This window comes from Sphingobium sp. B11D3D, from assembly GCF_025961755.1.
GTDB lineage: Bacteria > Pseudomonadota > Alphaproteobacteria > Sphingomonadales > Sphingomonadaceae > Sphingobium.
Genome location: NZ_JAOQOG010000001.1, coordinates 2818636 through 2842209 on the forward strand (window position 1 = coordinate 2818636; position 23574 = coordinate 2842209).

Consider the following 23574-nt stretch of genomic DNA (forward strand, 5'->3'; position numbering starts at 1 on the left):
CGGCCCCTCACTCTGAGAGCGCGCATAGTCCGCAGCAAAACTGGAGAGGCCCGCCCTATGAACAGCCGACGCGACTTCATCAAGCAAACCGCCGCCGTCGGCGCCGCGAGCCTCGCCGCCAACATCGCGCCCGCCGCCGCGCAGGCGCAGTCCCCCGGCTCGCCCCTCTGGCAGAAGCTCTACCCCGGCTTCCGCAACCTGCGGATCAAGACCAGCGGCGCGGAGATCAATGTCGTCACGGGCGGATCGGGGCCGCCCTTGCTCATGCTCCATGGCGCGCCGGAATCGCTCGTCACCTGGCATCTCGTCGCCCCGGCGCTGGCGCGGGATTATACCGTCGTGCTGGCCGATCTGCGGGGTTATGGGGATAGCAGCAAGCCGGAGGGCGGCGCGGATCATTCGGCTTATTCCAAGCGGGCGATGGCGCAGGATGGCGTGGAGGTGATGGCGCAACTGGGCCATGAGCGCTTCCTGCTTGTCGGCCATGATCGCGGCGCGCGGGTCGGGCGGCGGATGGCGCTGGATCATCCCGAGAAGGTCCGCAAGCTCGCCGTGCTGGATATCTTGCCGGAACATTATCTCTACAGCCATGTCACGCTCGGCTTTGTGCGCGGCTATTATCACTGGTTCAGCTTCCTGCGGCCCGCGCCCATCCCGGAGGAGGAGACGCTGGCGCGCTACAAGGCGCGCTCGGGCGAGGCGACCAGCGAAATCGAGCGGGAATATGATCGCCACCGGCTCGACCCGGCGATGCTGCATGCGATGTGCGAGGATTATCGCGCCTCGGCCTCGATCGATCTGGATCTGGACCATGCCGATCTGGCGGCGGGGAAGAAGATCACCTGCCCGCTGCTCGCCATCTGGGCCGGCAAGGGACTCTATCCGCGCCTGTTCGATGACATATTGGGTGTGTGGCAGGCAGAGGCCACGGACGTGCGCGGCCATGCGCTGCCCAATGCCACACACAATCTGCAGGAGAGCGACCCGCAGGCGACGCTCGCCGCGCTGCAGGCCTTCCTGCGCGACTGATCTCGGGACCAGTTTTTCGGAGGATGTGAGCGGAAAAGAAGTCCGGCCTCCCGGGGGGTGGGGGGATGGGAGACCGGACCCTTTTCAGCCGCTCGGCTGTGTGTGGGAGATCACCGCCGAAGCGACTTTCTACCCCTTTGGGTGCAGCATTCACTGAACCTGTTCCCTATCAGATAGGGTCGACAGGCCGGGGAACAAGGGCCGCGCGATCAATCGCGCCTGACGCACGTTGGGCCGCCCCGCTGGATCGGACGGACGTATGCAGGCGCTCTTTCGTCGCAGCCATGGTTGGTGGCCGGGCGGGAGGGACCCGGCCACCGGTTGTTCTGGCGGACCTGCCTCAGGTGGAGGGCGCGCCGGAGCCGCCCATGCCGGTGCCGAGGCCGCTGGTGCCGAAGATCTGCGAATTCTCGTTTGTGCCGGTCGTGCTGGTGGTCGCCGCGCTGCCGGCATAGCTGTCCGTCTTCACGCCGCCGGACTGGACGCCTGGGCGCGTGCCATCGGCATAGCCGCCACCAATCGTCAGGCCCTCGGGCATCGGCGTATCGGGCTTGAGCGTGACACGATCGTCATGGATGCTATCGACATAATCGAGGTTGATCTGGTGATGGCGGCTGTCCGCCGAATCCGTGCGGGTGAGGACCAGCAGATCGCCGTCCACCTTGTCGACGGTGCCGACGTGGCGGCCGCTCGCATCCGCGACTTCCATATGCTCCTTGATGCGCCACTTCTCGAACATGGCTCGCTCCTTTTCTCTGCAGATACAATGAACTAGATGGTACTGAAGACAGAACGGCCGAGGCGGCGGAGCGTTCCGAAAACCCCGCCCCATCCAGCGCATCCCCGCCACGACTGGGCTGTTCACGGCCGGCGCCGAGCGCAATCCGGCGCGAGACGGCGCGCGCGGCTTTTGATACGGGTCAATGCGTCCGGCCGCCCGAGCGGTCACATAGCAGCGGATGACCGACGCGATGACCACGCACCCCATGCCCCGCCCCTCTGCCGGCACCGGCGCCGCGCTCGCCTTGCCGGCAGCCTTGCTGCTGATCCTCGGCGGATGCGCCCGGCAGAGCGCCGCGGCGGTGAGCAGCGCGCCGGATACGCCGGGCTTCCTGCTCGGCCTGTGGCATGGCTTCATCTTCCCCTTCGCCTGGGCGCTGTCGCTGATCGCGGACGATGTCGCGGTCTATGCCGTGCCCAATAATGGCGGATGGTATGATTTCGGCTATTTCCTCGGCATCGTCGTCTTCGGCGTGGGCGCGCGCAAGAGCAAGACGGTGACCGTCTATGTCGATCGCTGGCGCGGCCGGTGATGGCGATCGCCCATCCTTCCGCTGCTACACCTGCCTTCCGCAAGAAAGGATGCACCCATGCGTAAATGGCATCGCTGGACCACCGTCTTCATCGGCCTGTTCATGCTGTTCATCGCCCTGACCGGCTTGGGCAGCCATTTCGCCGCGATGGTCGCGCGGGGGAGCGTGTTCGAGACCGAGGAGCGCGGGGCCCCGTCAGCCGCGCAGGCGCCGGTTGCGGCGCAGAAGGCCGCCCCGTCTGCGGGTGCGCCCGCCGCGCCGCCAGCCGCCCAGGCAGCCGCACAGCCAGCCACACAATCCGCGCCGAACCCCGCCCGCAAGCTGGTCGGCCTGTTCCATCATCTCCATTCGGGCGAGTTTTTCGGCCCCGTCGGCGTGATCATCTCCCTGCTCTCCGGCTTCGCGCTCGTCTTCTTCGCGATTTCTGGCATGTGGATGTATGTGCAGATGTTCCGCAACCGCCTCAGCCGGGGACGGCGCGACATCTTCTGGAAATGACCGTCCCAGCGCTCATCATGGCCGGCGTCTCAGGCACTGCGGCGCTCTGCGGTGCGCTCATCCTCGCGCGCAGGGCGCGGACCCCGCAGGGGGTCTATGGCAAGCGCATCGCCGGCACCATGGCGCTCTCCTTCGCGCTCATCCTCGCCCTGTTCGCCTGGGGGCTGGAGCGCATGGCCGGCTGAACCGACGGCGGCCTGCGGCGCTGGCGAAAGTCAAGGCCGGGGACACAAAATTTACTGTGGATGAACGCGACAACACCGCTAGACATTGTGGTGGATTGGACTAGCATCCCCCTTCATCTAGTTATTTGTGCCCTACAGCCATCCCAATTGCGGAGCCCGGAAAAATGTCGCTTCTCCAAGCCTCCAAGGTCTACAAGCCCTTCGAATATCCCTGGGCCTATGACTATTGGAAGCGCCAGCAGCAGGTCCACTGGATGCCCGAGGAAGTGCCTCTGGGCGAGGATTGCCGCGACTGGGCGCAGAAGCTCTCCGACCATGAGCGCAACCTACTGACGCAGATCTTCCGCTTCTTCACCCAGGCGGACGTGGAAGTGCAGGATTGCTACCACGACAAATATGGCCGCGTGTTCAAGCCGACCGAGATCAAGATGATGCTGACCGCGTTCAGCAACATGGAGACGATCCACATCGCGGCCTATTCGCACCTGCTCGACACCATCGGCATGCCCGAGAGCGAATATTCGATGTTCCTCGAATATGACGAGATGCGCGCCAAGCATGATTACATGCAGCAGTTCGGCGTGGACAGCGATGAGGATATCGCCCGCACCCTCGCCATGTTCGGCGGCTTCACCGAGGGCATGCAGCTCTTCGCCAGCTTCGCGATGCTGATGAACTTCCCGCGCTTCAACAAGATGAAGGGCATGGGCCAGATCGTCACCTGGTCGGTGCGCGACGAGAGCCTGCACTGCGAGGGCATCGTGCGCCTGTTCCACGAGTTCGTGAAGGAGCGCGACTGCCTGACCAAGGCGGTGAAGGAAGACATTATCGATTGCTGCCAGAAGACCGTGCGGCTGGAGGATGCCTTCATCGACCTCGCCTTCGAGCAAGGCCCGGTGCCCGGCATGACCGCCAAGGAGATCAAGCGCTACATCCGCTACATCGCCGACTGGCGGCTGGGCCAGCTCGGCTTCCAGCCGATCTACATGATCGAGGAGCACCCGCTGCCCTGGCTCACCCCGCTACTCAACGGCGTGGAGCACGCCAACTTCTTCGAAACGCGCGCCACCGAATATTCCAAGGGCGCCACGCGCGGCAACTGGAACGAAGTGTGGGACAGCTTCGACCGCCGCAAGAAAATGCGCGCCAATGATGGCGAGGCCGAAAGCGACAGCGGTGAGGACATGTTCTCGCGGGCCGGGGTGGCGGCGGAGTAAATCTGGAATAAGCCGTGAAGTCAGCGCCTTTCAAATGCGTATTTTGCGGCAATTCCGGTAAAAAATCCAAGGAGGACGTGTTTCCGATTTGGAGCAGAAAAGTATTACCCATCTACGAAACAAGCTCGAGTAATAGGTTTAGAAAAACAACTAAGAATAGGGATGTCGGCGCAGAAAAAATTCCTAGTACTTGCACAAAATGCAACAATGGCTGGATGTCCGTTTTGCAGAACAAGGCAAAGTCAATTATTTCGCCGCTGATATTAAATCCGACGATTGCATCAGTCTCAAAAACTGAGGCTGATATCATTATGCGATGGGCTGTCATGACCTATATGGTTTTTGACACGGACGAACATAGCTCTCGTGTTTTTTCGGATGACGAGCTCAAAAAATTCTCGGAGGACCAAAGATGTCCTCCTGGTATCAAAATTTACGTTGCACTGCGGTTCGCGCCCCCCAATCGGGGAATATCACATATACCTCTTTCCGTGACGACCGAGGATAAGGCCTTCCGCCGGGTATATGGAGGACTCTTTCTATACCTTTTAGGCAACTTCACCGTAATCATATTTTACAACAAATTTTCAGATTCTTCAGACGTTGATTTAGTTTTACCGCCTGGGTTCTTGAATATAACATCATCTTCCTCGTGGGAATCATCGAAGTACATCAGAAATTATTATGGTGATCCTAGACAAATCATAGACGCGCACTATGATGAATTTCAGAAGGCTATCAGCGCAATCACCATCCAGTTCGGAATGTCTGTCCGTACCAACCCATCGCCTCCTTTCGATCCCCTTTCCCCCAAATGAACCGGCCGTCGCCACCGGTTCAGGCGACTCGCGATACAGTCCGGTCCGATCTCCCGCTGCCGGGAGAGACAGAATAAGGATCGGAGTGAGACAGATGTACAAGGCTCTGAAGAACAGCATCGCGGCGCTGGCGCTTGGTGCCGTGACGGTGGGCGGTCTGGCCGCCACCCCCGCTTTTGCCGACCCGGGTCGCGGGCATGACCGGCATTGGCAGGGGGACCGAGACAGGAACTGGGACAGGGACGATCGGCGCGATTATCGCCATGACAATCGCCGTTGGGATCGGGACGACCGCCGGGGCCGTGACCGGGTCGTGGTGATCGACCGCCGCCCTGTCGTCCGACCTGCCCCGCGCGTCGTCTATGCCTATGACTATAACCGGCCGGACCCGCGCTATCGCGGCTATTATGCGGACCGTTACTATCGCGGCGGCTATGCGCCGGTGCGCGTCTACCGCGATACCCGCGTGTATCGGGGCTATGACGATCGCTATTATTGCCGCCGGTCGGACGGCACCACCGGCCTGATCGTCGGTGCGGCGCTGGGTGGCTTGCTTGGCGATCAGCTCGATCGTGGCCGCTCCTCGATCCTGGGTGCCGTGCTGGGCGCGGGCGCCGGGGCGATGATCGGACGGTCGGTCGACCGGGGCGATGTCGTCTGCCGCTAAGCCCCGCCGACACAGAGCTGTAGCATTAGCCCGGCGCGCTGACCTCAGCGGGCCGGGCTTTTGTCAGCCAAGGGTCAGTTGCCAGGGATCAGTTGCCAAGGATCAGTTGATCGCGTCCTGGCCTGCCTGACCCACGGACTCGATGTCCCGACCAAGGCCCTTCACCGTCGCGCAAGCAGACAGGAGCACGGATGCGCTCACGACCGCGAGAAGCAACGCCGACCGTCTTGTTTTCATTTCCTCGATCCCTTTCCGATTATCGGATGTTTTCCAACGTTCTCGACTATCCGAAAAAATGCGATCCGGCGCAATCCGCCTGCTGGTGATCCCGGCTTGGTGATCCCCGGCCGGATGAAAAGGCGCGCATGTGCGATGCATTGCTGCCGGAAGGTGCTTCAGAGCGGGAACCGGTCGACAGCGCGCACGTATTCCTAGCGGTACAATCGAAGGAGATTTCCGCATGGATCCGGTCACCATCGAGCATCGCCGCCAGGAGTTGCAGAGCCTGCTTGCGCAAATTCAGGCCAACCCCTCGCGTGACTGGCACCGTGAGCGGCAGCGCGTGATCGTGTTGCAGCATATGGTCGGCGCACAGGCAGCCCGCACCCACCCCGGCACCCGACACTGATTGCACTTTGAACGGCGATGAACCGCATCGCCACAAAGCTCTGAATCTCGGCGAGTCGCGGGTTCCCACCGGTGCGACGAATCGAGTCCATAAGGGTCTTGCCTTGGTGGAATCAGAGGAGGATAAGCGCCTCTTGATGGGAACAGGGCCGCCACCCATGGCGCCCCCTCGGGAGGAAGAATGTTATGGCATTGAGCATGATCGGGGGCCGGCGGATCAAGGCCGCAGTCGCACTGTCCGCTCTGCCGCTGCTGGCCCTGGCCGGCTGCACCGCCAAGCAAGTTGCCGAAGCGCCGCTGCAGAACATTCCCGTCCCCATTCCACAGAATGTCCCGCTGATCGAAGTGCCGCCACCGCCGCCGATTCTGATCGGCGAGAATAAGGGGCAGGACATGTGGCACCTGCGCTCGGGCCTGAACGTCGCCGTGCTGCTGTGCCAGGGGCCGGACAATGCCGCGATGGTCTCCGATTATAACCGGATGCTCTCTGTCCATAAGGGCCTGCTGTCGGAAGCCGCGCAGATGCAGGTCGATCTGTTCAAGGCCAAGGGCGGTCGCAAGTGGCAGGATGCCCATGACGACCATATGACCAAGCTCTACAACCGCTATTCCAACACCCAGTCGCGCGACAAGTTCTGCGCCAAGGCCAAGGCGCAGCTCGCCGAAGTCGCGAACCAGACCCCCATCGCGTTCAGCGAGAAGGCGACGTTCCTACTGTGGGAGCTGAACAAGGCCGCCAGCCTGCCCGATCCGGACGGATCGCTCGCGCGGGCTGCGGCCGCAAACAGCACGCCGGGTCTGGTGCAGACCGTCCAGGCGACGACCAGCCAGACGACCACGCAGCGCTAAGCGGCGCCCGGGACGCGCGCCCAGCGTAAGAAGCGGGCGCGCTCCGGGTCCGGATCAATCCTCAGTCTTCGTCCGGCACGGCCAGGGTCGCGCCGAAATCGAACGGCTTGGCCTCCGGCATTGCGGCCATCAGCGCCTTGAAGCGCTCTTCCACATTGTCTTTCCAGTTGCCGTGCGTCGCGACGTACAGCGTGTTGTTGCGGATCGCGTCGACGATCATGTCGCCCACTTCCGTCGGTTCCATCCAGGTGTCGGACACGACGCGCTTGGCGAGCTGATCCTCCGTCTGCGCGAGGCCGCTGCCCGAGCGGAAACGCTCCGGCCGGTTTTGGCCGGATTCATGGATGCGGCTCTTGATCGGGCCGGGCATCAGCACCGTCACGCCGATATTGTCCTGCGCCATGCTGTCGCGGATCGATTCAGACAGGGTGATGACGCCCGCCTTCGCCACCGCATAAATGGCCATGAAGCTCGGCATCGGCGTCAGCCCGGCCAGCGACGCAGTGTTGACGATGTGGCCACCCTTGCCCCGCCGGCGCATGCCGGGCGTGAATTCCATGATACCGTTGATCGGCCCCATGAGATTGACGCCGATGCCATAGTCCCAATCGGCATAGGTGGCCTGATCGAACGGGCCGGACGGATCGATGCCGGCATTGTTGATCAGGATTTCCGGCCCGCCCATGACGGCCTCGCATTCTTTGGCGGCCTCGCGCATCTGGTCGCGGTCGGACACGTCGAGCCGCATGGTGTGGACATTGCGGCCCTGCTGGCGCTCCTCGAAAAACGCCTTGGCTTCATCAAGATGGTCCTGGCGGATATCGGCCAGCACCAGCCTGGCGCCATTGGCGAGCAGCTGCTGGGCAATGCCGAAGCCGATCCCGCTCGCTCCGCCCGTGATGAACGCCGTCGTGCCCGCAATCTCCATGACTTTCCTCTCCAAACCCGGCGCCTCGCCGGCTTGCTCAAACTGACGCATCGGCCGACGCTGCGCCCGGCCGCTCCTCCAATCTCATCCAGCAAATCCGGACAGAGTCAACAGCGGCCGTCGCCTGCGGGGTCGCTGGCCAGTCAGGATCGCGGATGCGCGGCGCGCCAGACCGAGGGCGTCTCGAACGTGCCACGCCAGATGCCGCGCTGCGCGGAACGGGCAGCCTCTTCTTCCTGCCGATAGGTGCCGGGGCCGCGCCCGAGGTTGCTGGTCGCCCAGCCCTGCGCAACCATGATCGCGCCGATGTCCGCGATCCGGGCGGTGGCGCAGGAGGCCACGGCGCGGCCATATTGGTCCGTCGTCCGGGACTCGCAGGTGAGCCCACCGCCACGCACCAGCGCCAGCAGGGCGTCGCGCGCCTGCGTGCCGCAGTCCCAGGGCTGGCCGGTCGCATCCTGGCAACGCTGGTTCAGTTCTACCGCGTCGATGTCCGCGATGCGCACGATCCGCGGGCCGATCCGCAAGCTGTCGCCATCCATCACGTGCACGCGCGCCCCATCGGCGGCCTCGATCCGTTCGGGCGGCGCACGGAGCAGGGCCAGCACGATCAGCAGAAACGCCAGAAGAGCCAGCGAACTCAGTCGCGCAAGCCATCGTCGGCGCCGCCTGCCGGCTGATCTCTGGAAACCCCTGCGCCGTCGGGCAGGTCTGGTGCGGATGATCAGTGCTTGTGGTCGCTGGCCATCGAGCGGACGGCGGCCAGCGTGTTCTTCACATGGTCGCGATAGTCGAGCGCGCTATGCACATAGACGATCCGGCCCGCCGGGCTGATGACATAGGAGGTGCGGTCCGTCTTGCCCGCAAAGGCCGGATTGTCCGCCTTGAGCGCCACATCGTAATTGGTGATGAGACGCGGCCCGGCCGAGGCCACCGCGAACTTGCTGCCGCATGCCTCGGTGGAGAAACGCTGCAGAACGTCGACCGGGTCGGCAGACATGCCGATCACCGTGGCGCCGGCCTTCTTGAACGCATCCGCCTGATCGGCAAATTCCTTGGTTTCCGCCGTGCAGCCCTTGGTGAAGGCCGCGGGGAAGAAGTAGAGCACGACCGGGCCTTTCTTCAGCGCATCGGACAGCTTGACGCTGAACACTTTGCCGGCCAGCGCACCGCGCGTCTCGAAATCCGGTGCCTTGGCGCCGACCGGCAGGGCCGCCTGCGCGCCGCCGCCGAGCAGGGCGCTGCCCAGCATCGCAATCATGATTGTCTTCGATGCTTTGCCGAACATATGCCCATTCCCGTCTGGTGACTCACGATCCGCATAATCTGCCATAGAAGGCCTTGGCGTGCCAGCCCTCACCGGTTACGAGCAGCCATGGCGATCGACCGCCTTGCCCTCACCAATTTCCGCAATCATGCCGACGCCCTGATTGTGCCCGACGCGCCGATGATCGTCCTGACCGGCGAGAATGGCGCGGGGAAGACGAACATCCTCGAGGCGATTTCGCTGCTGGCGCCGGGGCGCGGCCTGCGCGGCGCTGCCCTGCGAGATATGGCGCGGCAAAGCGGGCCGGGCGGATTTGCGGTCGCCGCGCGATTGGGCGATGCCGCCTTGGGGACCGGCACCGACCCTGATGCGCCGGACAAGCGGCAAGTGCGGATCGACGGGCGCGCCTCCCCGGCCAATGCCCTCTCGACGCGTGTGTCGCTGAGCTGGCTGACGCCGGCGATGGACCGCCTGTTTCTGGACAGCCCCGGCGGGCGGCGCCGGTTCCTGGACCGGCTGGTGCTGGCCCAGGCGCCATCGCACGCCCATCACAGCGCGCGCTATGAGGCCGCGATGCGCGCGCGCAATGCCCTGCTGGGAGAAGACGGGCCGGCCGACCCGGACTGGCTCGCCGCACTGGAAGCCCGCATGGCGGAACATGGCGCCGCAATCGACGCCGCACGGCGGGCGCTGATCGCCGAACTTGAAGAGGAGATCGCCCGCAGCGCGCAGCATCTCTTCGCCCGGCCGACCTTGAGGCTGACCGGCGAGCCATTTGAGGAAGGCACCCTTGCCGCTCGGCTGCGCGCGGCGCGGACGGGAGACCGGGCGGCGGGGCGAACGCTTGTGGGCCCCCATCGCGCCGACCTGCTGGTCACGCACGAAGCCAAGCAGCAGGATGCGGCGCTGTGCTCGACAGGGGAACAAAAAGCGCTGCTGCTCAGCATCATGCTCGCCCACGCCCAGCTGGTCGGCACACAGAGCGGACGACCGCTCATCATCCTGCTGGACGAGGTGGCCGCTCATCTCGATCCGACGCGCCGCCACGCCCTGTTCGAGCGGTTGCGCGCCAGCGGCGGGCAGGTGTGGATGACGGGGACCGAGGCCGATCTGTTCAACGGGCTGGATCAGGCGACCTATTTGCGGGTGGACGCGGGGCAGGTCATTCCGGGGTGATCAAGCGGCGTGGCCGAAGCGCGGCTATTACACCTTTTCCCCCACGCGGACTTTCAGACACGGCATCATTGCTGACCGCCCTCCGTTCGTCCTGAGTAGCTGCTGAGCCTGTCGAACGGCGTATCGAAGGTGCAGTCCATGACTGAGATGCTTCGATACGGGTTTTCGCTACGCGCCTGCGGCCCTACTCAGACCCTACTCAGCACGAACGGTGGAGGGTGGCGAAGTCGGCTTCCCCCCACATGAGCCGATGGTCGCGCGCTCTGACCAAATCGATAGTGGACAACGTCCTCGCGAACTCTGTCCTCGTTTAGGAAACCCCGAAAATCTCCTGATGTGCACGCTCGGCGAAGCGATCGGTCATGCCCGCGATATAGTCCGCGATATGGCGGCTGCGCTCGGGCTCGGCAGCGCCGCAACTGGCATCCCAGGCGGTCCCCATCAGCGCAGGATCGGCCTGATAGGCGCGGAATAGATCGATGACGATCACCCGTGCTCGCCCGGCTGCCGCCAGCTGGGTCGGATGATGATAGAGATTGGCGTACATGAAGCGCTTGAGCTGGCGCTCGTCCTCCCGCATCGCATCCGAGAAGGCGACCATGGCCTGTCCCGCGCTCCGCACGGCTGAGACATCGGCCTGCTCCAACCCGTGCAGGCGCAGGTTTTCGCGCGTGGTCATGATGAGATCGTTGACCATGATGCCAATCTGGTCGCGGATCAGTTCCCGCAACAGCTGCTCGGCCGGCAGATCGGGATAGCGCGCGGTGACCTGCTCCCAGCAGCGGCGGACGAACGGCGCTTCCAGAAGCTGTTCGAGCGTCAGAATGCCGGCGCGCAGGCCATCGTCGATATCATGATTGTCATAGGCGATATCGTCGGCAAGGGCCGCGACCTGCGCTTCCAGCGACGGCCAGCTTTCCAGCTCCAGCGGAAAAGCGGAATCGATCTGCTGCATCGCCCAGTTCGGCGCCAGCACCGGGCCGTTATGCTTGGCCAGCCCCTCCATCATCTCCCAGCTCAGATTGAGGCCGGGGAAGCGGGGATAGGCATTTTCCAGCAAGGCGAGCGTGCGCAGGCAATGGGCATTATGATCGAAGCCGCCCTGCCCCACCAGCGCCTCCTCCAGCGCATCTTCCCCGGCATGGCCGAACGGGGGATGGCCGATATCATGGGCGAGGCACAGTGCCTCGGTCAGATCTTCATTGAGCCCCAGCACCCGGGCGATCGTCCGCCCGATCTGCGCGACCTCCAGGCTGTGCGTCAGGCGGACGCGATAATGGTCGCCATCGGGTGCGACGAACACCTGCGTCTTGTGGCGCAGGCGACGGAAGCTGATGGAGTGAATGATCCGGTCGCGGTCGCGCTGGAAAATGTCGCGTGGTCCGCGCGCCTCGCCACCCGGCTCGGCATGTTGACGACCCCGGCTGCGCGCCGGGTCACAGGCATAGGGGGCGAGCACGCTCACTGCGTGCCGATCTTGCTGACTTCCTCGCCGGCTTCGCTTTGCCAGAAGAACGCGTCGCCTCCCGCCTTGCGCAATTCGGTCACCACCGCCCGCGCATCCTCAGGGCGACGGAAGGGGCCGATCAGCAGGCGGCGCGTCTCGCCCCAGGTGGCCGTCCAGCCATCCTGCCCCGCAATCGTGTCGCCATAGGTCCGGCGCAAACGGCGCAGATCGAAAGCCAGCGCAGCCGGATCACGCCCCGCCGCCAATTGTACCCAATTGCGCGACGGGTTTGCCGCCAGCTTGGCCTTGCGCTCGGCCTCGGCCTTGCGTTCGGCTTCCGCCTTGGCGCGGGCCTCGGCATCCGCCTTGGCCTTGGCCTGCTGCGCGGCTGCCGCGACCCGGCGCTGCTCCTGAATCCGCGCGACGGCGCTCAGATCCGCGACGGCGACCTGCCGGCGCTCGCCTTCCGGCACTTCGAGCGCCTGCAGCGTGTCGCCAAGCGAGCGCACCGGCTGCGGCGCGGGCGCAGGTGCCGGTGTCGGGGCAGACGCCGCCGGGGCAGGCGTGCTGGGTGCCGCCGGCGCCACGGCAGCGACGGCCGTCGGCGCGGGATTGGTCACGCGACTGGCCGGCTGTGTCGCCGGAGCCGGTGAAGGAGCCGGGCGCGTCGGCTGCGGCGCGGGGGCGCGCGCGGCGGTCTGCACCGGCTGTTGCGGCGGTGGGGATGCTGTCGGTGCAGGCGGTGGCGGCGGTGGAAGCGGCTGGGCCGCTGCCGCCGCGGGTGCTGGTTGCTGAACCTGCGACGCTCGGCGCGCGGCCTGCTGGGCGGCCCGTCGTTCTGCCGCCGTCTGACGCCGGCCGCCCCGCTCGCGCTCGGTGGCAGCAGCAACCTGCGTATCGCGGTTCCGCGCCGGCTCGGGTGCAGCCAAGCGGAGGACATCCGCCGGATACTCGCCATAATGGACCGCAGAGACCTTCTGGCTCGCGGTCAGCAGCGGCAGGCGCTGCAGATAGGGTTCGAGAGCGTCGGCAAGGCCCTTCGGCAGCGTCGTCTGCGCAATGGAGCGCGCCTCGGCCATCTGGCCGTTCATCGCGAGAACGAAGGCCCGGATGCGCCAAGCCTCACGGTCACCGCTGGTCAGGGCCGGCTTTAGCTGCTGCTCGGCTTCCGCGAGATTGCCGGAGACGCCCAGCGAGACCGCATAATTGAGCCGCGCGGTGTTATCATTGGGATTGGCCTGCAGGACGGCGCGATAATCCTGCTGCGCCTTGGCCTGCTGCCCGGTGAGATCGTAAGCCAGCGCGCGCTCGGGGAGATGCGCTTGGGCGCTGACGCCCAAGGCCGAGGCAGCATCGAAGTTCGCGGCGGCATCGGCAGGCTGCTTCAAGGCGATCTGCACGACCGCCAGACCCAGCCGGGCGCGGCCGTTGCGCCCATCGACCATATTGGCGCGCGTGAAGAAGCCATTGGCCGCCTGAATGTCGCCCAGATCGAGCGCGGCCTGGCCGGCCCCGAGCAGGGCATTCACATCCTGAGGATTACGGGAGAGCGAGGCGAGATGGCGGTTGAGCGCGGCTACCGCCTCGGCTGGTGGCGTGGCCTGAACCATCCCGCCGCTTTGCGCGAACACAGGCGCTGCGATGGCCAGAGAGAGGGCCAGAATGCAGCTGGTCGACTTCACGGATACACCTCTTCTGTCCGGCGGGACGGGCTGCGTCCCGCCGTGCACAGTTTTACTGGTTGTTCTGGCGATTGAGGAAGCGCGGCACCTCAAATTCGGTGCGATCCCGCTCGCTCTCGCTCTCTTCGGCATTGCCCTGCCGTGCCTGGCCACGGGCCAGCTGCGACATGCGCTCGAACAGCGTGCCGCCGCTCGTACCCTTGCTGGCCGGCTCCTCGGCGGGCTGCGGCGGCTCTACCCGAAGCGGCGGCTCGGGCGAGACGCTGTTGTCGAGCACCAGCTCATCCTCGCCGGTGATGTCATCGAAAGTCGACGCCGCGAAACGCGGGGCCGGCTTGGGCTCTTCCGGCTTGGGCGCCTGGAAGCTGGCAGGCGCCTCGCTGGTCGGGGCCGGTGTGAACGACTCGTTGCGCGCCGGCGCGACGCCACCAAGGTCCAGCCCTTCGTCATAGCGCGGCGCGGGGGCAGCCTCCGGGCGGACGAGATTGGCCGGCGCCGACACAGCAGGTGCGGCCTGACGCGGCGCGGCGGCGACGCCCACATCGCCCAGCTTGAACGGCTGGCTGCGGGCCTGCGCCGCGGCGCTCGCTTCATTATCGATGCCCGTCGCGACGACGGAGACGCGGATCTTGCCGTTCAACTGCTCGTTGAACGCCGAACCCCAGATGATGTTCGCATCGGGATCGACCAGCTCGCGGATGTGGTTGGCCGCCTCGTCGACTTCCATCAGGCGCATGTCCTCGCCACCCACGATGGAGACGATGACGCCCTTGGCACCACGCATCGAGACGCCATCGAGCAGCGGATTGGCAATCGCCTTCTCGGCAGCTTCGAGCGCACGCCCGTCGCCTTCGGCCTCGCCGGTACCCATCATCGCCTTGCCCATCTCTTCCATCACGGAGCGGACGTCGGCAAAGTCGAGGTTGATGAGGCCAGGCATGACCATGAGATCGGTGATGCCGCGTACGCCCTGCTGCAGCACTTCGTCAGCCATCTCGAACGCTTCCTTGAAGGTCGTGTTCGGGTTGGCGATCAGGAACAGATTCTGGTTCGGAATGACGATCAGCGTATCGACGTGCTTCTGCAGCTCCTCGATGCCCGAGTCTGCCGAGCGCATCCGGCGCGAGCCTTCAAAGGTAAACGGCTTGGTGACCACGCCGACCGTGAGGATGCCCTTTTCACGCGCAGCCTTGGCGATGACCGGCGCCGCGCCGGTGCCGGTGCCGCCGCCCATGCCCGCAGCGATGAAGCACATGTGGACGCCCTCAAGCGCCTCCTGCACTTCCGCAATGGTTTCTTCTGCGGCGGCGCGGCCGATATCGGGGCGCGAACCGGCGCCGAGACCCTCGGTAATGCGCGGGCCGAGCTGGATGCGGCGTTCTGCAGGAGAGGCATTGAGCGCTTGAGCATCCGTGTTGGCGACAATGAAGTCGACCCCATCCACGGACGCGCCAATCATGTTGGCAATCGCATTTCCGCCCGCCCCGCCGACGCCAATAACGGTAATCCGCGGCTTCAGCTCGTCCACATGGGGCGGACCGATTTCAATGCTCATCAACTATCTCCTCCGGGTGCAGACCGCACCGTCACCTTGTCGGGATTCATGCACCAGATGAGCCGCCAATTCACGTTCTTTTTAACCGCTCATCCACAATATGTTGCGGCCTGACCCTAATAGCCTGCGCGCAACGCCGCGATCAGCCGCTGGACGACCGCTCCGCCGCGCGTCGTGTGGACGCGCTGCTCGCGCAAAGGCCGTTGCAGCAAATCCTGTCGCTCCTTCGACGCATAGAGCGCGAGGCCGGCGAGCGTCGCGAAAGCCGGGCCACGATGCGCCTCGGGCATGGCATCAAGCAGCTTGGGGCGGCCGATCCGAACGGCGCGGCCGAGCGCAGTCTGGGCATAGTCCGCCATGCCCTTGAGCTCCGCGCCGCCGCCGGTCAGCACGACCTGGCGCCCGACCGGCGAGTGGAAGCCCATCTCGCCCAGCGCCTTGTTGACCTCAGCCATCAGGCGGTTGAGCCGCTCGCAGATGACGCCGACCAGCTCGGCGCGAGTCACGCGGCGCGCTTCGGTCTGCTCAGCGCTGCTGGCGGCGGGCGCGATTTCGATGATCTCGCGAAAGTCCCGGCGCGACTGCATGGCCGAGCCGTAAAAACATTTCATGCGCTCGGCCTGGCTGCGGCGAATGCCGAAGGCCGAGGCGATATCGTCGGTCACGTCGGCCGCGCCGATGGGAATGGATTTGAAACCGACCAGCATGCCGCCGATGTGCAGCGACACATTGGTGACGCCCGCCCCGAGCTCGACCAGCGCAACGCCAAGATCGCGCTCTTCATCGGACAGGCAGGCCGCCGCGGTGGCGACCGGCGCGGCGATGATGCTCTGCACATCAAGATAGGCCCCGCGCACGCTGGTTTCGAGGTTGCGCAGTGGCGCGCCATCGGCCAGCACCACATGGACATCCACGCCAAGCTGATCGGCATGAAGCCCCATCGGCCGCGCGACGCCGCGCATGCCATCGATGGTGTAGAGCGTCGGCTGCGCCTGCAGGATGACCCGGCCGCCCGGATCGATCCGCTCGCGCGCCTGATCGTACAGGCTCTCGATATCGGCCTGCTCGATCCGCCGACCGCCGACATTGATCTCGACCGGCTCGACCTTGCTCTCGATGCTGCCGCCGGAGAAGCTCAGAATGACCTTCTCGATATTGGTGCCGGCGACCTTCTCGGCCTGCTCGACCGTCTCGCGCACGGCCAGTTCGGTCCGCTCCATATCGACCACAAAGCCACGGCGCACGCCCCGGCTCTCGCGTTGACCGGTGCCCAGCACCGCCAGCGTGCCATCCTCCTGCTTGCGCGCGATCAGCGCCGACACCTTCCAGGTGCCGATGTCGATCGCGGTAATCAGCCCATCGTTGCGCGCTGCCATGCTTAGCCCTCCCCACCCGATGCAGAGGTCGTCGATCGATCCTTCTCGCCGGACGTCACGACAGCCGAATCCTTCGCCGACGTTACCGCCGGCGCTTCATCCTCTTTCTTGCCCGGCGGCAGGCGCAGCACGAACCGCGCGGGATCGCGCATGTCGAACCGCAGCACCCCGCGCCCGAGCAGCCGGTCCACGCCATCCATGCGCGCAAAGTTGACCAGCGCAGCGGCGGCATCCGCATCGCCCTCGGGGAGCATCAGTTGCTCACCCGACTGAAAGCGCAGATCCCAGCGGCGCCCGCCAACCCAGGTCGCGCCCGCGAGCATCGGCTTGAGCGCCGGCGCGGCGTTCATCAGTTCGGCCAGCGCCTTGGTCCGCTTGTTGGCATCCGGCCCCACCACCAGGGGCAGATCGGGCAAGGCATTGGCCTCGACCGGGCCGAGCGCGACGCCTGCGGCGTCCACCAGCATCAATTGCCCGCCATTCTGCCAGACCGCAGCCGGTTGCCGCTCGACCACATCGACGATCAGCGCATCGGGCAGGCGGCGGGAAATCCGCGCCTCCTTCACCCAGCCCAGCCGCATGACCTCGTTGCGCAGATTGTCGAGATCGACCGCCAGCATCGAACGCTCGACATATTTCACGGCGATGTCGGAGACCTGCATCTCGTCCATGCGCTCGAGCCCGCGCACCTCGATCTTGGCGACGGCAAAGCCTGCGCGCCCGGCGAGATCGTTCACCTCGGCGCGCAGCATCGCCGGCAAGCCCATGAAGCTGGCGGTGACCCAGAGCAGGATGAAGAGGACCAGGCCGATCCCCCAGGTCATCAACCGATTGATTTGCGCCGGGGTGAGCGGAACATAGTCGAGCAGCTTGTCCAGATTGCTCCTCGCCCGCCGCGGCTTGCGGCCGGCCCGGCCGCCGCGCGCGCCGCTCGCCGAGCCGCGCTTGATCGTCGCGCTGTTCATTGCTTCCCCCCACGGTCCGCCAGAGCCTCGGCGATGATACTCTCTACGAGTTCGCCGTAGCTCATGCCCAAATATTTCCCCTGCTCCGGCACCAGGCTCAACGCCGTCATGCCGGGCTGCGTATTCACTTCCAGCAGATACAGGCCATCGAGCCCGCGCTCGTCATCCCAGCGGAAGTCCGAGCGCGATGTGCCCTTGCAGCCCAGCAGACGATGCGCCCGCAGCGCGATGTCCATCATCGCGGCGGCCATCTCGGCCGGAACGGGCGCCGGGCAGATATGGTCAGTCAGGCCATCGGTATATTTCGCGTCATAATCGTAGAAGCCGCTTTTGGGGCGCAGCTCCGTCACCGCAAGCGCCCGGTCGCCGAGCACGGCGACGGTCAGCTCACGGCCGCGAATGAACGGCTCGGCCAGCAGTTGGTCGAAATCCTGCCACGGCCCCACCGCATCGCGCGCGATCGGATTGCCATAATTGCCCTCTTCCGTGACGATGGCGACGCCGACCGACGAGCCTTCATTGACCGGCTTGAGCACATAGGGGCGCGGCAGGGGATCGCCGGCGAACAGGCTCTCGCATTCGACGACATGGCCGCCGGGCATCGGGATGCCATGGGGCACGAGATGCTGCTTGGTGAGCTGCTTGTCGATGGCGATGACCGAGGTTGCCAGACCGCTATGCGTGTAGGCGAACCCCATGATGTCCATGAGTCCCTGCACGGTGCCATCCTCGCCCGGCACGCCATGCAGGGCATTGAACACGATGTCGGGATTGGCCGCGATGAGCTTGGCCGGAAAATCACGGCCCTCCGCCCGGGTGGCGCCCAGGTCGATGGGCACGACCTCATGGCCGCGCTCTTCCAGCGCCTGGATGATGCCTTTCGCGCTCGACAGCGAGACATGCCGCTCGGCGGCCCAGCCCCCCATGAGCACGGCGACCTTGAGACGCTTGATGCTCATTGTCCCTGCTCCTGCGCCGAACGCCCCACGCGCTGAATCTCCCATTCGAGGGTTATGCCACTTTCTGCCTGCACGCGACGGCGCACTTCCTCGCCAAGGGACTCGATGTCCGCACTGGTCGCCCCGCCGATGTTGATGAGGAAATTGGTGTGCTTCTCGCTCACTTGCGCCCCACCAAGGCTGAGGCCCCGGCAGCCGGCCCGGTCGACCAGCGCCCAGGCCTTTTCGCCCGGCGGGTTCTTGAAGGTCGATCCACCCGTCTTGCTGCGCAGCGGCTGCGATTCTTCCCGCGCGGTCGCGATCCGGTCCATTTCCGCCTGAATAGCCGCTGGCTCGGCCGGCACGCCGCGAAAGGTGGCCGCGATCACCACTGCGCCTTCGGGCAGCGTCGAATGCCGATAGGTGAAGCCGAGCGCATCCAGCGGCAGAACAATCTGCTCGCCGGATCGCAGGATGACCTCGGCCTCGACCAGAATGTCCTTCACCTCCCGGCCATAAGCACCGCCATTCATGCGCACGAAGCCCCCGACCGTGCCGGGGATGGAGCGGAGAAACTCAAGCCCGCCAATGCCCGCATCGCGTGCGGTGGAGGAGACCAGAATGCCAGACGCGCCCCCGCCGCACCGCAGCGTCTGCGGCGCGCTCCGCTCGACGCGCGCGAAGGCCTTGCCGAGCCGCACCACCACGCCGGGCACGCCGCCATCGCGAACGATCATGTTAGACCCAAGGCCCAGCGCCATCACCGGCACCGAGAGATCCAGCGCCGAGAGGAATTGCGCGAGGTCATCCGCATCCGCCGGCTCGAACAACCAATCCGCCGCACCGCCCGCCTTGAACCACACCAAAGGCGCGAGCGGCGCACCGCGCGTCAGCTTTCCCCGTACGGCAATGCCGTCGGGGTTCAGGTGTCGATCGACGTTCACGGAAGCGGCAGGATTCATCAGGAGCGACCGCTCCACCAGCTGGACCAACGCCCGATCAAGTCGGCCTGTGCCTTGCCGGCGCGGTTCATGGCTTCACCCATGTCGAGCGCGGCCTGCCCCATGCCCTTCGGCCCCATAGCGGCATGGCTCTCGACGGCGTCGATCATTTCGCGCGCCATGTCGAGGCTCTTGCCATGCACCTCGATCATGCGCTCCTGCATCTCCAGGCCAATGCGCATCAGCTCCCACATCAGCCGCGCCCCTCGCCCGATGCCGCGATGGCCGGCGCCAGACCGGCCGCCCATTTGGTGATGTCGCCCGCGCCGAGGCAGACGATCATGTCATCGGCCTTCAGATCCGCGGCGAGGGCCGCGGCGAGCGCATCGGCATCGCCGATGGTCTGCGCCGCGCGATGGCCGCGACGCTTGAGGCCGGCGACCAGCGCATCGGCATCCACGCCCTCGATGGGCTGCTCGCCAGCCGGGTAGACGGGCGAAACATAGACCATGTCGGCATCGTTGAAGGATTGCTGGAACTCGTCCATCAGATCGCGCAGCCGCGTGAAGCGGTGCGGCTGCACCACGGCGATCACCCGGCCCTGCGCCCCCTCGCGGGCCGCTGCGAGGACCGCGCGGATTTCGACCGGGTGGTGGCCATAATCATCGATGACGACGGCCTTGCCGCCGCCCGTCTCGATCTCGCCCACCTTGGTGAAGCGCCGCTTGACGCCGCCGAAGCTGGCGAAGCCGGTCTGGATCGTTGCATCGTCAATGCCCATCTGCAGGGCGACGCCAATGGCGGCCATGGCATTCAGAACATTGTGCCGGCCGGGCATCGGCATGGTGATGTCCGCAATGCGTCGCGTCGAGCCATCACGCTCGCGGATCTGCACGTCGAACATATTGCCACCGGGAACGGGCCGGACATTTTCGCCGCGCAGGTCGGCCTGTGCGGAAAAGCCATAGGTCACGATGCGCCGATCCTGCACGCGCGGCAGGATCGCCTGCACCTCCGGGTGATCCAGGCAGAGCATGGCGGCGCCATAGAAGGGCACATTCTCGACAAACTCGACGAACGCGTCCTTCACCGCATCGAACGAGCCATAATGATCGAGATGCTCGGGATCGATGTTGGTGACGACGGCATAGGTACCGTCCAGCCGCAGGAAGCTGCCATCACTCTCATCGGCCTCGACCACCATCCAGTCGCTGTTGCCGAGGCGCGCGTTGGAACCGTAGCTGTTGATGATGCCGCCATTGATGACGGTGGGGTCAATGCCGCCGGCATCGAGCAGCGCCGCGATCATCGAGGTCGTCGTCGTCTTGCCGTGCGTGCCGGCCACCGCGACGGTGGATTTGAGCCGCATCAGTTCGGCCAGCATCTCGGCGCGGCGGATGACGGGCACGCGATTCTCCAGCGCCAGCTCCACCTCCGGATTGCCGCGCTTGATCGCGGTGGAGGTCACCACCACGGCGGCATCACCCAGATTCTCGGCCTTGTGACCGATCATCACATTGATGCCGAGATCGCGCAGGTGCTGGATGACATAGCCTTCCGACATGTCACTGCCCTGCACGCTGTAACCCATATTGTGCATCACCTCGGCGATGCCGGACATGCCGATGCCGCCAATGCCGATGAAGTGGATCGTACCGATATCCGTGCCGACGCCCTTCATGCGCCCGCTCCCGCAAGGCCAGCCATGCGCGGCGCTTCTGCGGCCCGCACGGTGTCGATGGTCTGCGGCGCGGGGCCGAAGCTCTCGATGAGATCGCACATGTCCTTCACCGCATCCGGGCGGCCGCAGCGATGCGCGCGCTTGGCGGCGTTCTGGAGCGCGCCCGGTTCCATTGCCAGCTTCTGCATCTGGCGCGCCAGCTCGGCGGGCGTGAACTTGCTCTGGTCGATCGCGCGGGCGCCGCCCGCCTTCACCATCTCGAGGACATTATAGGCTTGGTGGTTATCCATGGCACTCGGCAAAGGTATGAGGATGGCGGGGCGCCCCGCGGCGGTGAGTTCGGCAATGGTCGAGGCGCCGGCGCGCCCGATCACAAGGTGCGACCAGGCCAGCTTGGTCGGCATGTCCTCGATATAGGTCGCCAGATCGGCAGGAATTTCCATCTCGGCATAGAGCGCGCGGACCTGCTCGATGTCCTCGGGCCGGCATTGCTGCGTGACCTGCAGCCGGCGGCGCAGGCTGATCGGCAACATGCCAAGCCCGGCCGGCACGACTTGCGAGAGGATCGACGCGCCCTGGCTTCCGCCGGTGACCAGCAGGCGCAGCACGCTCTCATCGGAGAAGACCGGGAACGGCTCGTCGCGCAGGGCCAGAACGGACTCCCGCACCGGATTGCCGACCAGATAGGTCTTGTCCGCATGGCGTTTGGCGAGGCGCTTCACATCGGGATAAGCGGTCGCGATCGCAGCCACCTTGCGGGCCACCAGCCGGTTGACGCGGCCGAGCACCGCATTCTGCTCATGCACGATCGCCGGTATGCCTGCCGCAAAGGCGCCGAGCATCGCCGGCAGCGCCGGATAGCCGCCGAAGCCCACCACGGCGGCCGGCTCGAAGGTCGAATAAAGCTGCCTGGCCATGGCGCGCCCTTCGAGAATGGCCTTGAAGCCCCTGATCCAGCCGGAAATACCGCCGGACATGCGGCCGGCCGGCAGCACATGCGTCTGCACATCCTCGAACAGGCCCGGAATCTTGGCGCCACGCTCGTCGGTAATCAGGGCGACGCGGTGGCCCCGCGCCATAAGCTCCTGCGCGATGGCGTGGGCGGGGACCATGTGCCCACCCGTGCCACCGGCAGCCAGAACATAATGCCGAAAAAGGCTCATCGCCCGCTCCATGTGACGACGTAGGGGGAGCGCGACATATACGGGTTCCGCCGGGTGAAGGCCAGCAGCAGGCCGATGCCCGAGCACAAGGCAATCATCGACGAGCCGCCATAGCTGATGAATGGCAGCGTCATGCCCTTGGAGGGGAAGATATGAATGTTCACGCCCATGTTGATGACCGCCTGCACGCCCATCACGAAGACAAGGCCGGAGGTTGCCATGACGATGAATGGATCTTCCTCATCCAGCAGCCGCAGCAGCACCCGCACGATGATGGCGAGATAGACGAGCGCAATGGCGATGCAGGCGATCAGGCCGAACTCCTCGCCGATCACCGAGAAAATATAGTCGGTATGGGCCTCGGGCAGATTGAACTTGGCGGTGCCGCCGCCGGGACCAACGCCAGTCAGGCCGCCGCGCGTGATGGTCGCATAGGCCAGCTGCACCTGATCCGGCCCCGCCGCCGGATCGACGACCGGGTTGAGGAAGGAATCGATGCGCTCACGACCATTGTCGTAGAAGAGATAGGTCAGCACGAACAGGCCGAGGCCGCCGCATGCAAAACCCGAGAGGAGCTTGATCGAGGCGCCGCCCACCAGCAGCAGCGCACCCCAGCAGGCCACGAAAATGACCGTCTGGCCGAAGTCCGGCTGTCGCATGAGCAGGAGGGCGACGATGCCGGTCAACATGCCCGTCAGTGGGATCACCGGTAGTGACGGATCGCGCGCGCGCAGCGACAGCAGCCAGGCAATCGCAACGACGAAGAAGGGCTTGAGAAACTCGGAGGGCTGGAAGCGGAAGGCGCCGCTGCCCAGCCAGCGCGAGGCGCCATTCACGCTCGTCCCGATGATCGGCACCAGCACCAGCATCACCGCGAACAGCGCCGCCAGACCGACCGCCAAACGGCGGGCCTGGGTACGCGGGAGCATGGAAATCACGATCATCAGCGGCAGACCGAGGCCGATCCACATGAGCTGGCGATAGAAGAAATAGAGGGGCGAGAGCGAGGCCGAATGGGTCGACAGCTTGGCCGCCGCCACGGGCGAGGCCGCCGCGACCGCCACCAGCCCGATCGCGATCAGCACCACGATGAGGCCGAGCAGCACTCGGTCGATCTCCCAGAACCAGATCGCCAGCGCGGTCCGCTCGCGCGGCATGGGCTTGCCGGGGCGGGCGCGCAAAGGAGACAAGGCGACATCGAGCGGCGGCGCGGTAACCGGCTTCGCCGCCTCGCCTTCGACCATGACTACGC

At 65.4% G+C, this 23574-nt stretch carries 26 protein-coding genes; 10 read left to right on the forward strand and 16 right to left on the reverse strand.

All coding sequences use genetic code 11. The features are described from left to right. Window positions 1-57 precede the first annotated feature (57 nt). A complete protein-coding gene (locus M2334_RS13325; protein WP_264605673.1) occupies window positions 58-1029 on the forward strand; it encodes an alpha/beta fold hydrolase in 972 nt (323 codons plus the stop codon). 340 nt (window positions 1030-1369) lie between these two features. Here M2334_RS13325 and M2334_RS13330 read toward each other — a convergent pair whose 3' ends face one another. Beyond that, window positions 1370-1768, reverse strand: a complete 399-nt coding sequence (locus M2334_RS13330; RefSeq protein WP_264605674.1) for a DUF2171 domain-containing protein — start codon at window positions 1766-1768, stop codon at window positions 1370-1372. A gap of 220 nt (window positions 1769-1988) precedes the next feature. On the opposite strand from M2334_RS13330, the gene M2334_RS13335 reads away from it, so the two are divergent. The 6 genes from M2334_RS13335 to M2334_RS13360 all read left to right on the forward strand — a co-directional run bounded on the left by M2334_RS13335 (window position 1989) and on the right by M2334_RS13360 (window position 5727). Further along, the gene (locus M2334_RS13335) at window positions 1989-2342 is read left to right on the forward strand and encodes a hypothetical protein (RefSeq protein WP_319801349.1); all 354 of its coding nucleotides are present in this window, start codon (window positions 1989-1991) and stop codon (window positions 2340-2342) included. 57 nt (window positions 2343-2399) lie between these two features. Then, the gene (locus M2334_RS13340) at window positions 2400-2840 is read left to right on the forward strand and encodes a PepSY-associated TM helix domain-containing protein (RefSeq protein WP_264605675.1); all 441 of its coding nucleotides are present in this window, start codon (window positions 2400-2402) and stop codon (window positions 2838-2840) included. Then, window positions 2837-3025 (forward strand): hypothetical protein, encoded by a 189-nt coding sequence (locus M2334_RS13345; protein ID WP_264605676.1) that lies wholly within the window; start codon window positions 2837-2839, stop codon window positions 3023-3025. The genes M2334_RS13340 and M2334_RS13345 overlap by 4 nt, the downstream gene beginning before the upstream one ends. Window positions 3026-3189: 164 nt before the next feature. Further along, window positions 3190-4242, forward strand: a complete 1053-nt coding sequence (locus M2334_RS13350; RefSeq protein WP_181558882.1) for a ribonucleotide-diphosphate reductase subunit beta — start codon at window positions 3190-3192, stop codon at window positions 4240-4242. A 215-nt stretch (window positions 4243-4457) separates the two neighbouring features. Then, window positions 4458-5060 (forward strand): hypothetical protein, encoded by a 603-nt coding sequence (locus M2334_RS13355; protein ID WP_264605677.1) that lies wholly within the window; start codon window positions 4458-4460, stop codon window positions 5058-5060. A 94-nt stretch (window positions 5061-5154) separates the two neighbouring features. Continuing rightward, complete coding sequence (locus M2334_RS13360; RefSeq protein ID WP_264605678.1) at window positions 5155-5727, forward strand: glycine zipper 2TM domain-containing protein; 573 nt, start codon at window positions 5155-5157, stop codon at window positions 5725-5727. A 102-nt stretch (window positions 5728-5829) separates the two neighbouring features. On the opposite strand, the gene M2334_RS13365 is transcribed toward M2334_RS13360, so the two are convergent. Then, window positions 5830-5964: an entericidin A/B family lipoprotein gene (locus M2334_RS13365; protein ID WP_264605679.1), complete on the reverse strand. Its 135-nt coding sequence runs from the start codon at window positions 5962-5964 to the stop codon at window positions 5830-5832. Window positions 5965-6187: 223 nt separating this feature from the next. Between M2334_RS13365 and M2334_RS13370 the strand changes: the two genes are divergently transcribed. Then, window positions 6188-6355 (forward strand): hypothetical protein, encoded by a 168-nt coding sequence (locus M2334_RS13370; protein WP_181558878.1) that lies wholly within the window; start codon window positions 6188-6190, stop codon window positions 6353-6355. A 185-nt stretch (window positions 6356-6540) separates the two neighbouring features. Then, complete coding sequence (locus tag M2334_RS13375) at window positions 6541-7203, forward strand: hypothetical protein (protein ID WP_264569603.1); 663 nt, start codon at window positions 6541-6543, stop codon at window positions 7201-7203. A 61-nt stretch (window positions 7204-7264) separates the two neighbouring features. Here the strand turns inward: M2334_RS13375 and M2334_RS13380 are convergent, their stop codons facing one another. The 3 genes from M2334_RS13380 to M2334_RS13390 form a co-directional block, all read right to left on the reverse strand. After that, entirely contained in the window at window positions 7265-8131 is an 867-nt protein-coding gene (locus tag M2334_RS13380) for an SDR family NAD(P)-dependent oxidoreductase (RefSeq protein WP_264595009.1), read from the reverse strand. Between the two features lie 143 nt (window positions 8132-8274). Continuing rightward, window positions 8275-8739: a thermonuclease family protein gene (locus M2334_RS13385; RefSeq protein ID WP_264605680.1), complete on the reverse strand. Its 465-nt coding sequence runs from the start codon at window positions 8737-8739 to the stop codon at window positions 8275-8277. A gap of 116 nt (window positions 8740-8855) precedes the next feature. Next, window positions 8856-9419, reverse strand: a complete 564-nt coding sequence (locus M2334_RS13390) for a peroxiredoxin (protein WP_264605681.1) — start codon at window positions 9417-9419, stop codon at window positions 8856-8858. An 87-nt stretch (window positions 9420-9506) separates the two neighbouring features. Between M2334_RS13390 and recF the strand changes: the two genes are divergently transcribed. Next, window positions 9507-10574, forward strand: coding sequence for a DNA replication/repair protein RecF (gene recF / locus M2334_RS13395; RefSeq protein ID WP_264605682.1), 1068 nt, complete (start codon window positions 9507-9509; stop codon window positions 10572-10574). Window positions 10575-10884: 310 nt separating this feature from the next. Here the strand turns inward: recF and M2334_RS13400 are convergent, their stop codons facing one another. The 11 genes from M2334_RS13400 to ftsW all read right to left on the reverse strand — a co-directional run bounded on the left by M2334_RS13400 (window position 10885) and on the right by ftsW (window position 23479). Further along, a complete protein-coding gene (locus M2334_RS13400; protein ID WP_264605683.1) occupies window positions 10885-12039 on the reverse strand; it encodes a deoxyguanosinetriphosphate triphosphohydrolase in 1155 nt (384 codons plus the stop codon). Next, the gene (locus M2334_RS13405) at window positions 12036-13703 is read right to left on the reverse strand and encodes an SPOR domain-containing protein (RefSeq protein WP_264605684.1); all 1668 of its coding nucleotides are present in this window, start codon (window positions 13701-13703) and stop codon (window positions 12036-12038) included. Before M2334_RS13405 ends, M2334_RS13400 begins: the two co-directional genes overlap by 4 nt. A 52-nt stretch (window positions 13704-13755) precedes the next feature. Further along, complete coding sequence (gene ftsZ, locus M2334_RS13410; protein WP_264576423.1) at window positions 13756-15258, reverse strand: cell division protein FtsZ; 1503 nt, start codon at window positions 15256-15258, stop codon at window positions 13756-13758. A gap of 116 nt (window positions 15259-15374) precedes the next feature. Then, window positions 15375-16634 carry a cell division protein FtsA gene (ftsA, locus tag M2334_RS13415; RefSeq protein ID WP_264595016.1) on the reverse strand — a complete coding sequence of 420 codons (1260 nt, stop codon included), beginning with the start codon at window positions 16632-16634 and terminating at the stop codon, window positions 15375-15377. Window positions 16635-16636: 2 nt separating this feature from the next. Continuing rightward, a complete protein-coding gene (locus M2334_RS13420; RefSeq protein WP_264605685.1) occupies window positions 16637-17599 on the reverse strand; it encodes a cell division protein FtsQ/DivIB in 963 nt (320 codons plus the stop codon). Then, window positions 17596-18558, reverse strand: coding sequence for a D-alanine--D-alanine ligase (locus tag M2334_RS13425; RefSeq protein ID WP_264605686.1), 963 nt, complete (start codon window positions 18556-18558; stop codon window positions 17596-17598). Before M2334_RS13425 ends, M2334_RS13420 begins: the two co-directional genes overlap by 4 nt. Next, entirely contained in the window at window positions 18555-19499 is a 945-nt protein-coding gene (gene murB / locus M2334_RS13430; protein WP_264605687.1) for a UDP-N-acetylmuramate dehydrogenase, read from the reverse strand. Before murB ends, M2334_RS13425 begins: the two co-directional genes overlap by 4 nt. Then, a complete protein-coding gene (locus M2334_RS13435) occupies window positions 19499-19732 on the reverse strand; it encodes a hypothetical protein (protein WP_181558866.1) in 234 nt (77 codons plus the stop codon). The genes murB and M2334_RS13435 overlap by 1 nt, the downstream gene beginning before the upstream one ends. After that, window positions 19732-21159: a UDP-N-acetylmuramate--L-alanine ligase gene (gene murC, locus M2334_RS13440; protein ID WP_181558865.1), complete on the reverse strand. Its 1428-nt coding sequence runs from the start codon at window positions 21157-21159 to the stop codon at window positions 19732-19734. The genes M2334_RS13435 and murC overlap by 1 nt, the downstream gene beginning before the upstream one ends. Further along, window positions 21156-22322 (reverse strand): undecaprenyldiphospho-muramoylpentapeptide beta-N-acetylglucosaminyltransferase, encoded by a 1167-nt coding sequence (gene murG / locus M2334_RS13445; protein WP_264595019.1) that lies wholly within the window; start codon window positions 22320-22322, stop codon window positions 21156-21158. The genes murC and murG overlap by 4 nt, the downstream gene beginning before the upstream one ends. Continuing rightward, the gene (gene ftsW, locus M2334_RS13450) at window positions 22319-23479 is read right to left on the reverse strand and encodes a putative lipid II flippase FtsW (RefSeq protein WP_264572369.1); all 1161 of its coding nucleotides are present in this window, start codon (window positions 23477-23479) and stop codon (window positions 22319-22321) included. Before ftsW ends, murG begins: the two co-directional genes overlap by 4 nt. Window positions 23480-23574 lie beyond the last annotated feature (95 nt).

Coding starts and splice junctions, on each gene's coding strand:
- M2334_RS13325 (WP_264605673.1), top strand. CDS start 58: ATGAACAGCCGACGCGACTTCATCAAGCAAACCGCCGCCGTCGGCGCC.
- M2334_RS13330 (WP_264605674.1), bottom strand. CDS start 1,768: ATGTTCGAGAAGTGGCGCATCAAGGAGCATATGGAAGTCGCGGATGCG.
- M2334_RS13335 (WP_319801349.1), top strand. CDS start 1,989: ATGACCGACGCGATGACCACGCACCCCATGCCCCGCCCCTCTGCCGGC.
- M2334_RS13340 (WP_264605675.1), top strand. CDS start 2,400: ATGCGTAAATGGCATCGCTGGACCACCGTCTTCATCGGCCTGTTCATG.
- M2334_RS13345 (WP_264605676.1), top strand. CDS start 2,837: ATGACCGTCCCAGCGCTCATCATGGCCGGCGTCTCAGGCACTGCGGCG.
- M2334_RS13350 (WP_181558882.1), top strand. CDS start 3,190: ATGTCGCTTCTCCAAGCCTCCAAGGTCTACAAGCCCTTCGAATATCCC.
- M2334_RS13355 (WP_264605677.1), top strand. CDS start 4,458: ATGTCCGTTTTGCAGAACAAGGCAAAGTCAATTATTTCGCCGCTGATA.
- M2334_RS13360 (WP_264605678.1), top strand. CDS start 5,155: ATGTACAAGGCTCTGAAGAACAGCATCGCGGCGCTGGCGCTTGGTGCC.
- M2334_RS13365 (WP_264605679.1), bottom strand. CDS start 5,964: ATGAAAACAAGACGGTCGGCGTTGCTTCTCGCGGTCGTGAGCGCATCC.
- M2334_RS13370 (WP_181558878.1), top strand. CDS start 6,188: ATGGATCCGGTCACCATCGAGCATCGCCGCCAGGAGTTGCAGAGCCTG.
- M2334_RS13375 (WP_264569603.1), top strand. CDS start 6,541: ATGGCATTGAGCATGATCGGGGGCCGGCGGATCAAGGCCGCAGTCGCA.
- M2334_RS13380 (WP_264595009.1), bottom strand. CDS start 8,131: ATGGAGATTGCGGGCACGACGGCGTTCATCACGGGCGGAGCGAGCGGG.
- M2334_RS13390 (WP_264605681.1), bottom strand. CDS start 9,419: ATGTTCGGCAAAGCATCGAAGACAATCATGATTGCGATGCTGGGCAGC.
- recF (WP_264605682.1), top strand. CDS start 9,507: ATGGCGATCGACCGCCTTGCCCTCACCAATTTCCGCAATCATGCCGAC.
- ftsZ (WP_264576423.1), bottom strand. CDS start 15,258: ATGAGCATTGAAATCGGTCCGCCCCATGTGGACGAGCTGAAGCCGCGG.
- ftsA (WP_264595016.1), bottom strand. CDS start 16,634: ATGGCAGCGCGCAACGATGGGCTGATTACCGCGATCGACATCGGCACC.
- M2334_RS13420 (WP_264605685.1), bottom strand. CDS start 17,599: ATGAACAGCGCGACGATCAAGCGCGGCTCGGCGAGCGGCGCGCGCGGC.
- M2334_RS13425 (WP_264605686.1), bottom strand. CDS start 18,558: ATGAGCATCAAGCGTCTCAAGGTCGCCGTGCTCATGGGGGGCTGGGCC.
- murB (WP_264605687.1), bottom strand. CDS start 19,499: ATGAATCCTGCCGCTTCCGTGAACGTCGATCGACACCTGAACCCCGAC.
- M2334_RS13435 (WP_181558866.1), bottom strand. CDS start 19,732: ATGTGGGAGCTGATGCGCATTGGCCTGGAGATGCAGGAGCGCATGATC.
- murC (WP_181558865.1), bottom strand. CDS start 21,159: ATGAAGGGCGTCGGCACGGATATCGGTACGATCCACTTCATCGGCATT.
- murG (WP_264595019.1), bottom strand. CDS start 22,322: ATGAGCCTTTTTCGGCATTATGTTCTGGCTGCCGGTGGCACGGGTGGG.
- ftsW (WP_264572369.1), bottom strand. CDS start 23,479: ATGCCGCGCGAGCGGACCGCGCTGGCGATCTGGTTCTGGGAGATCGAC.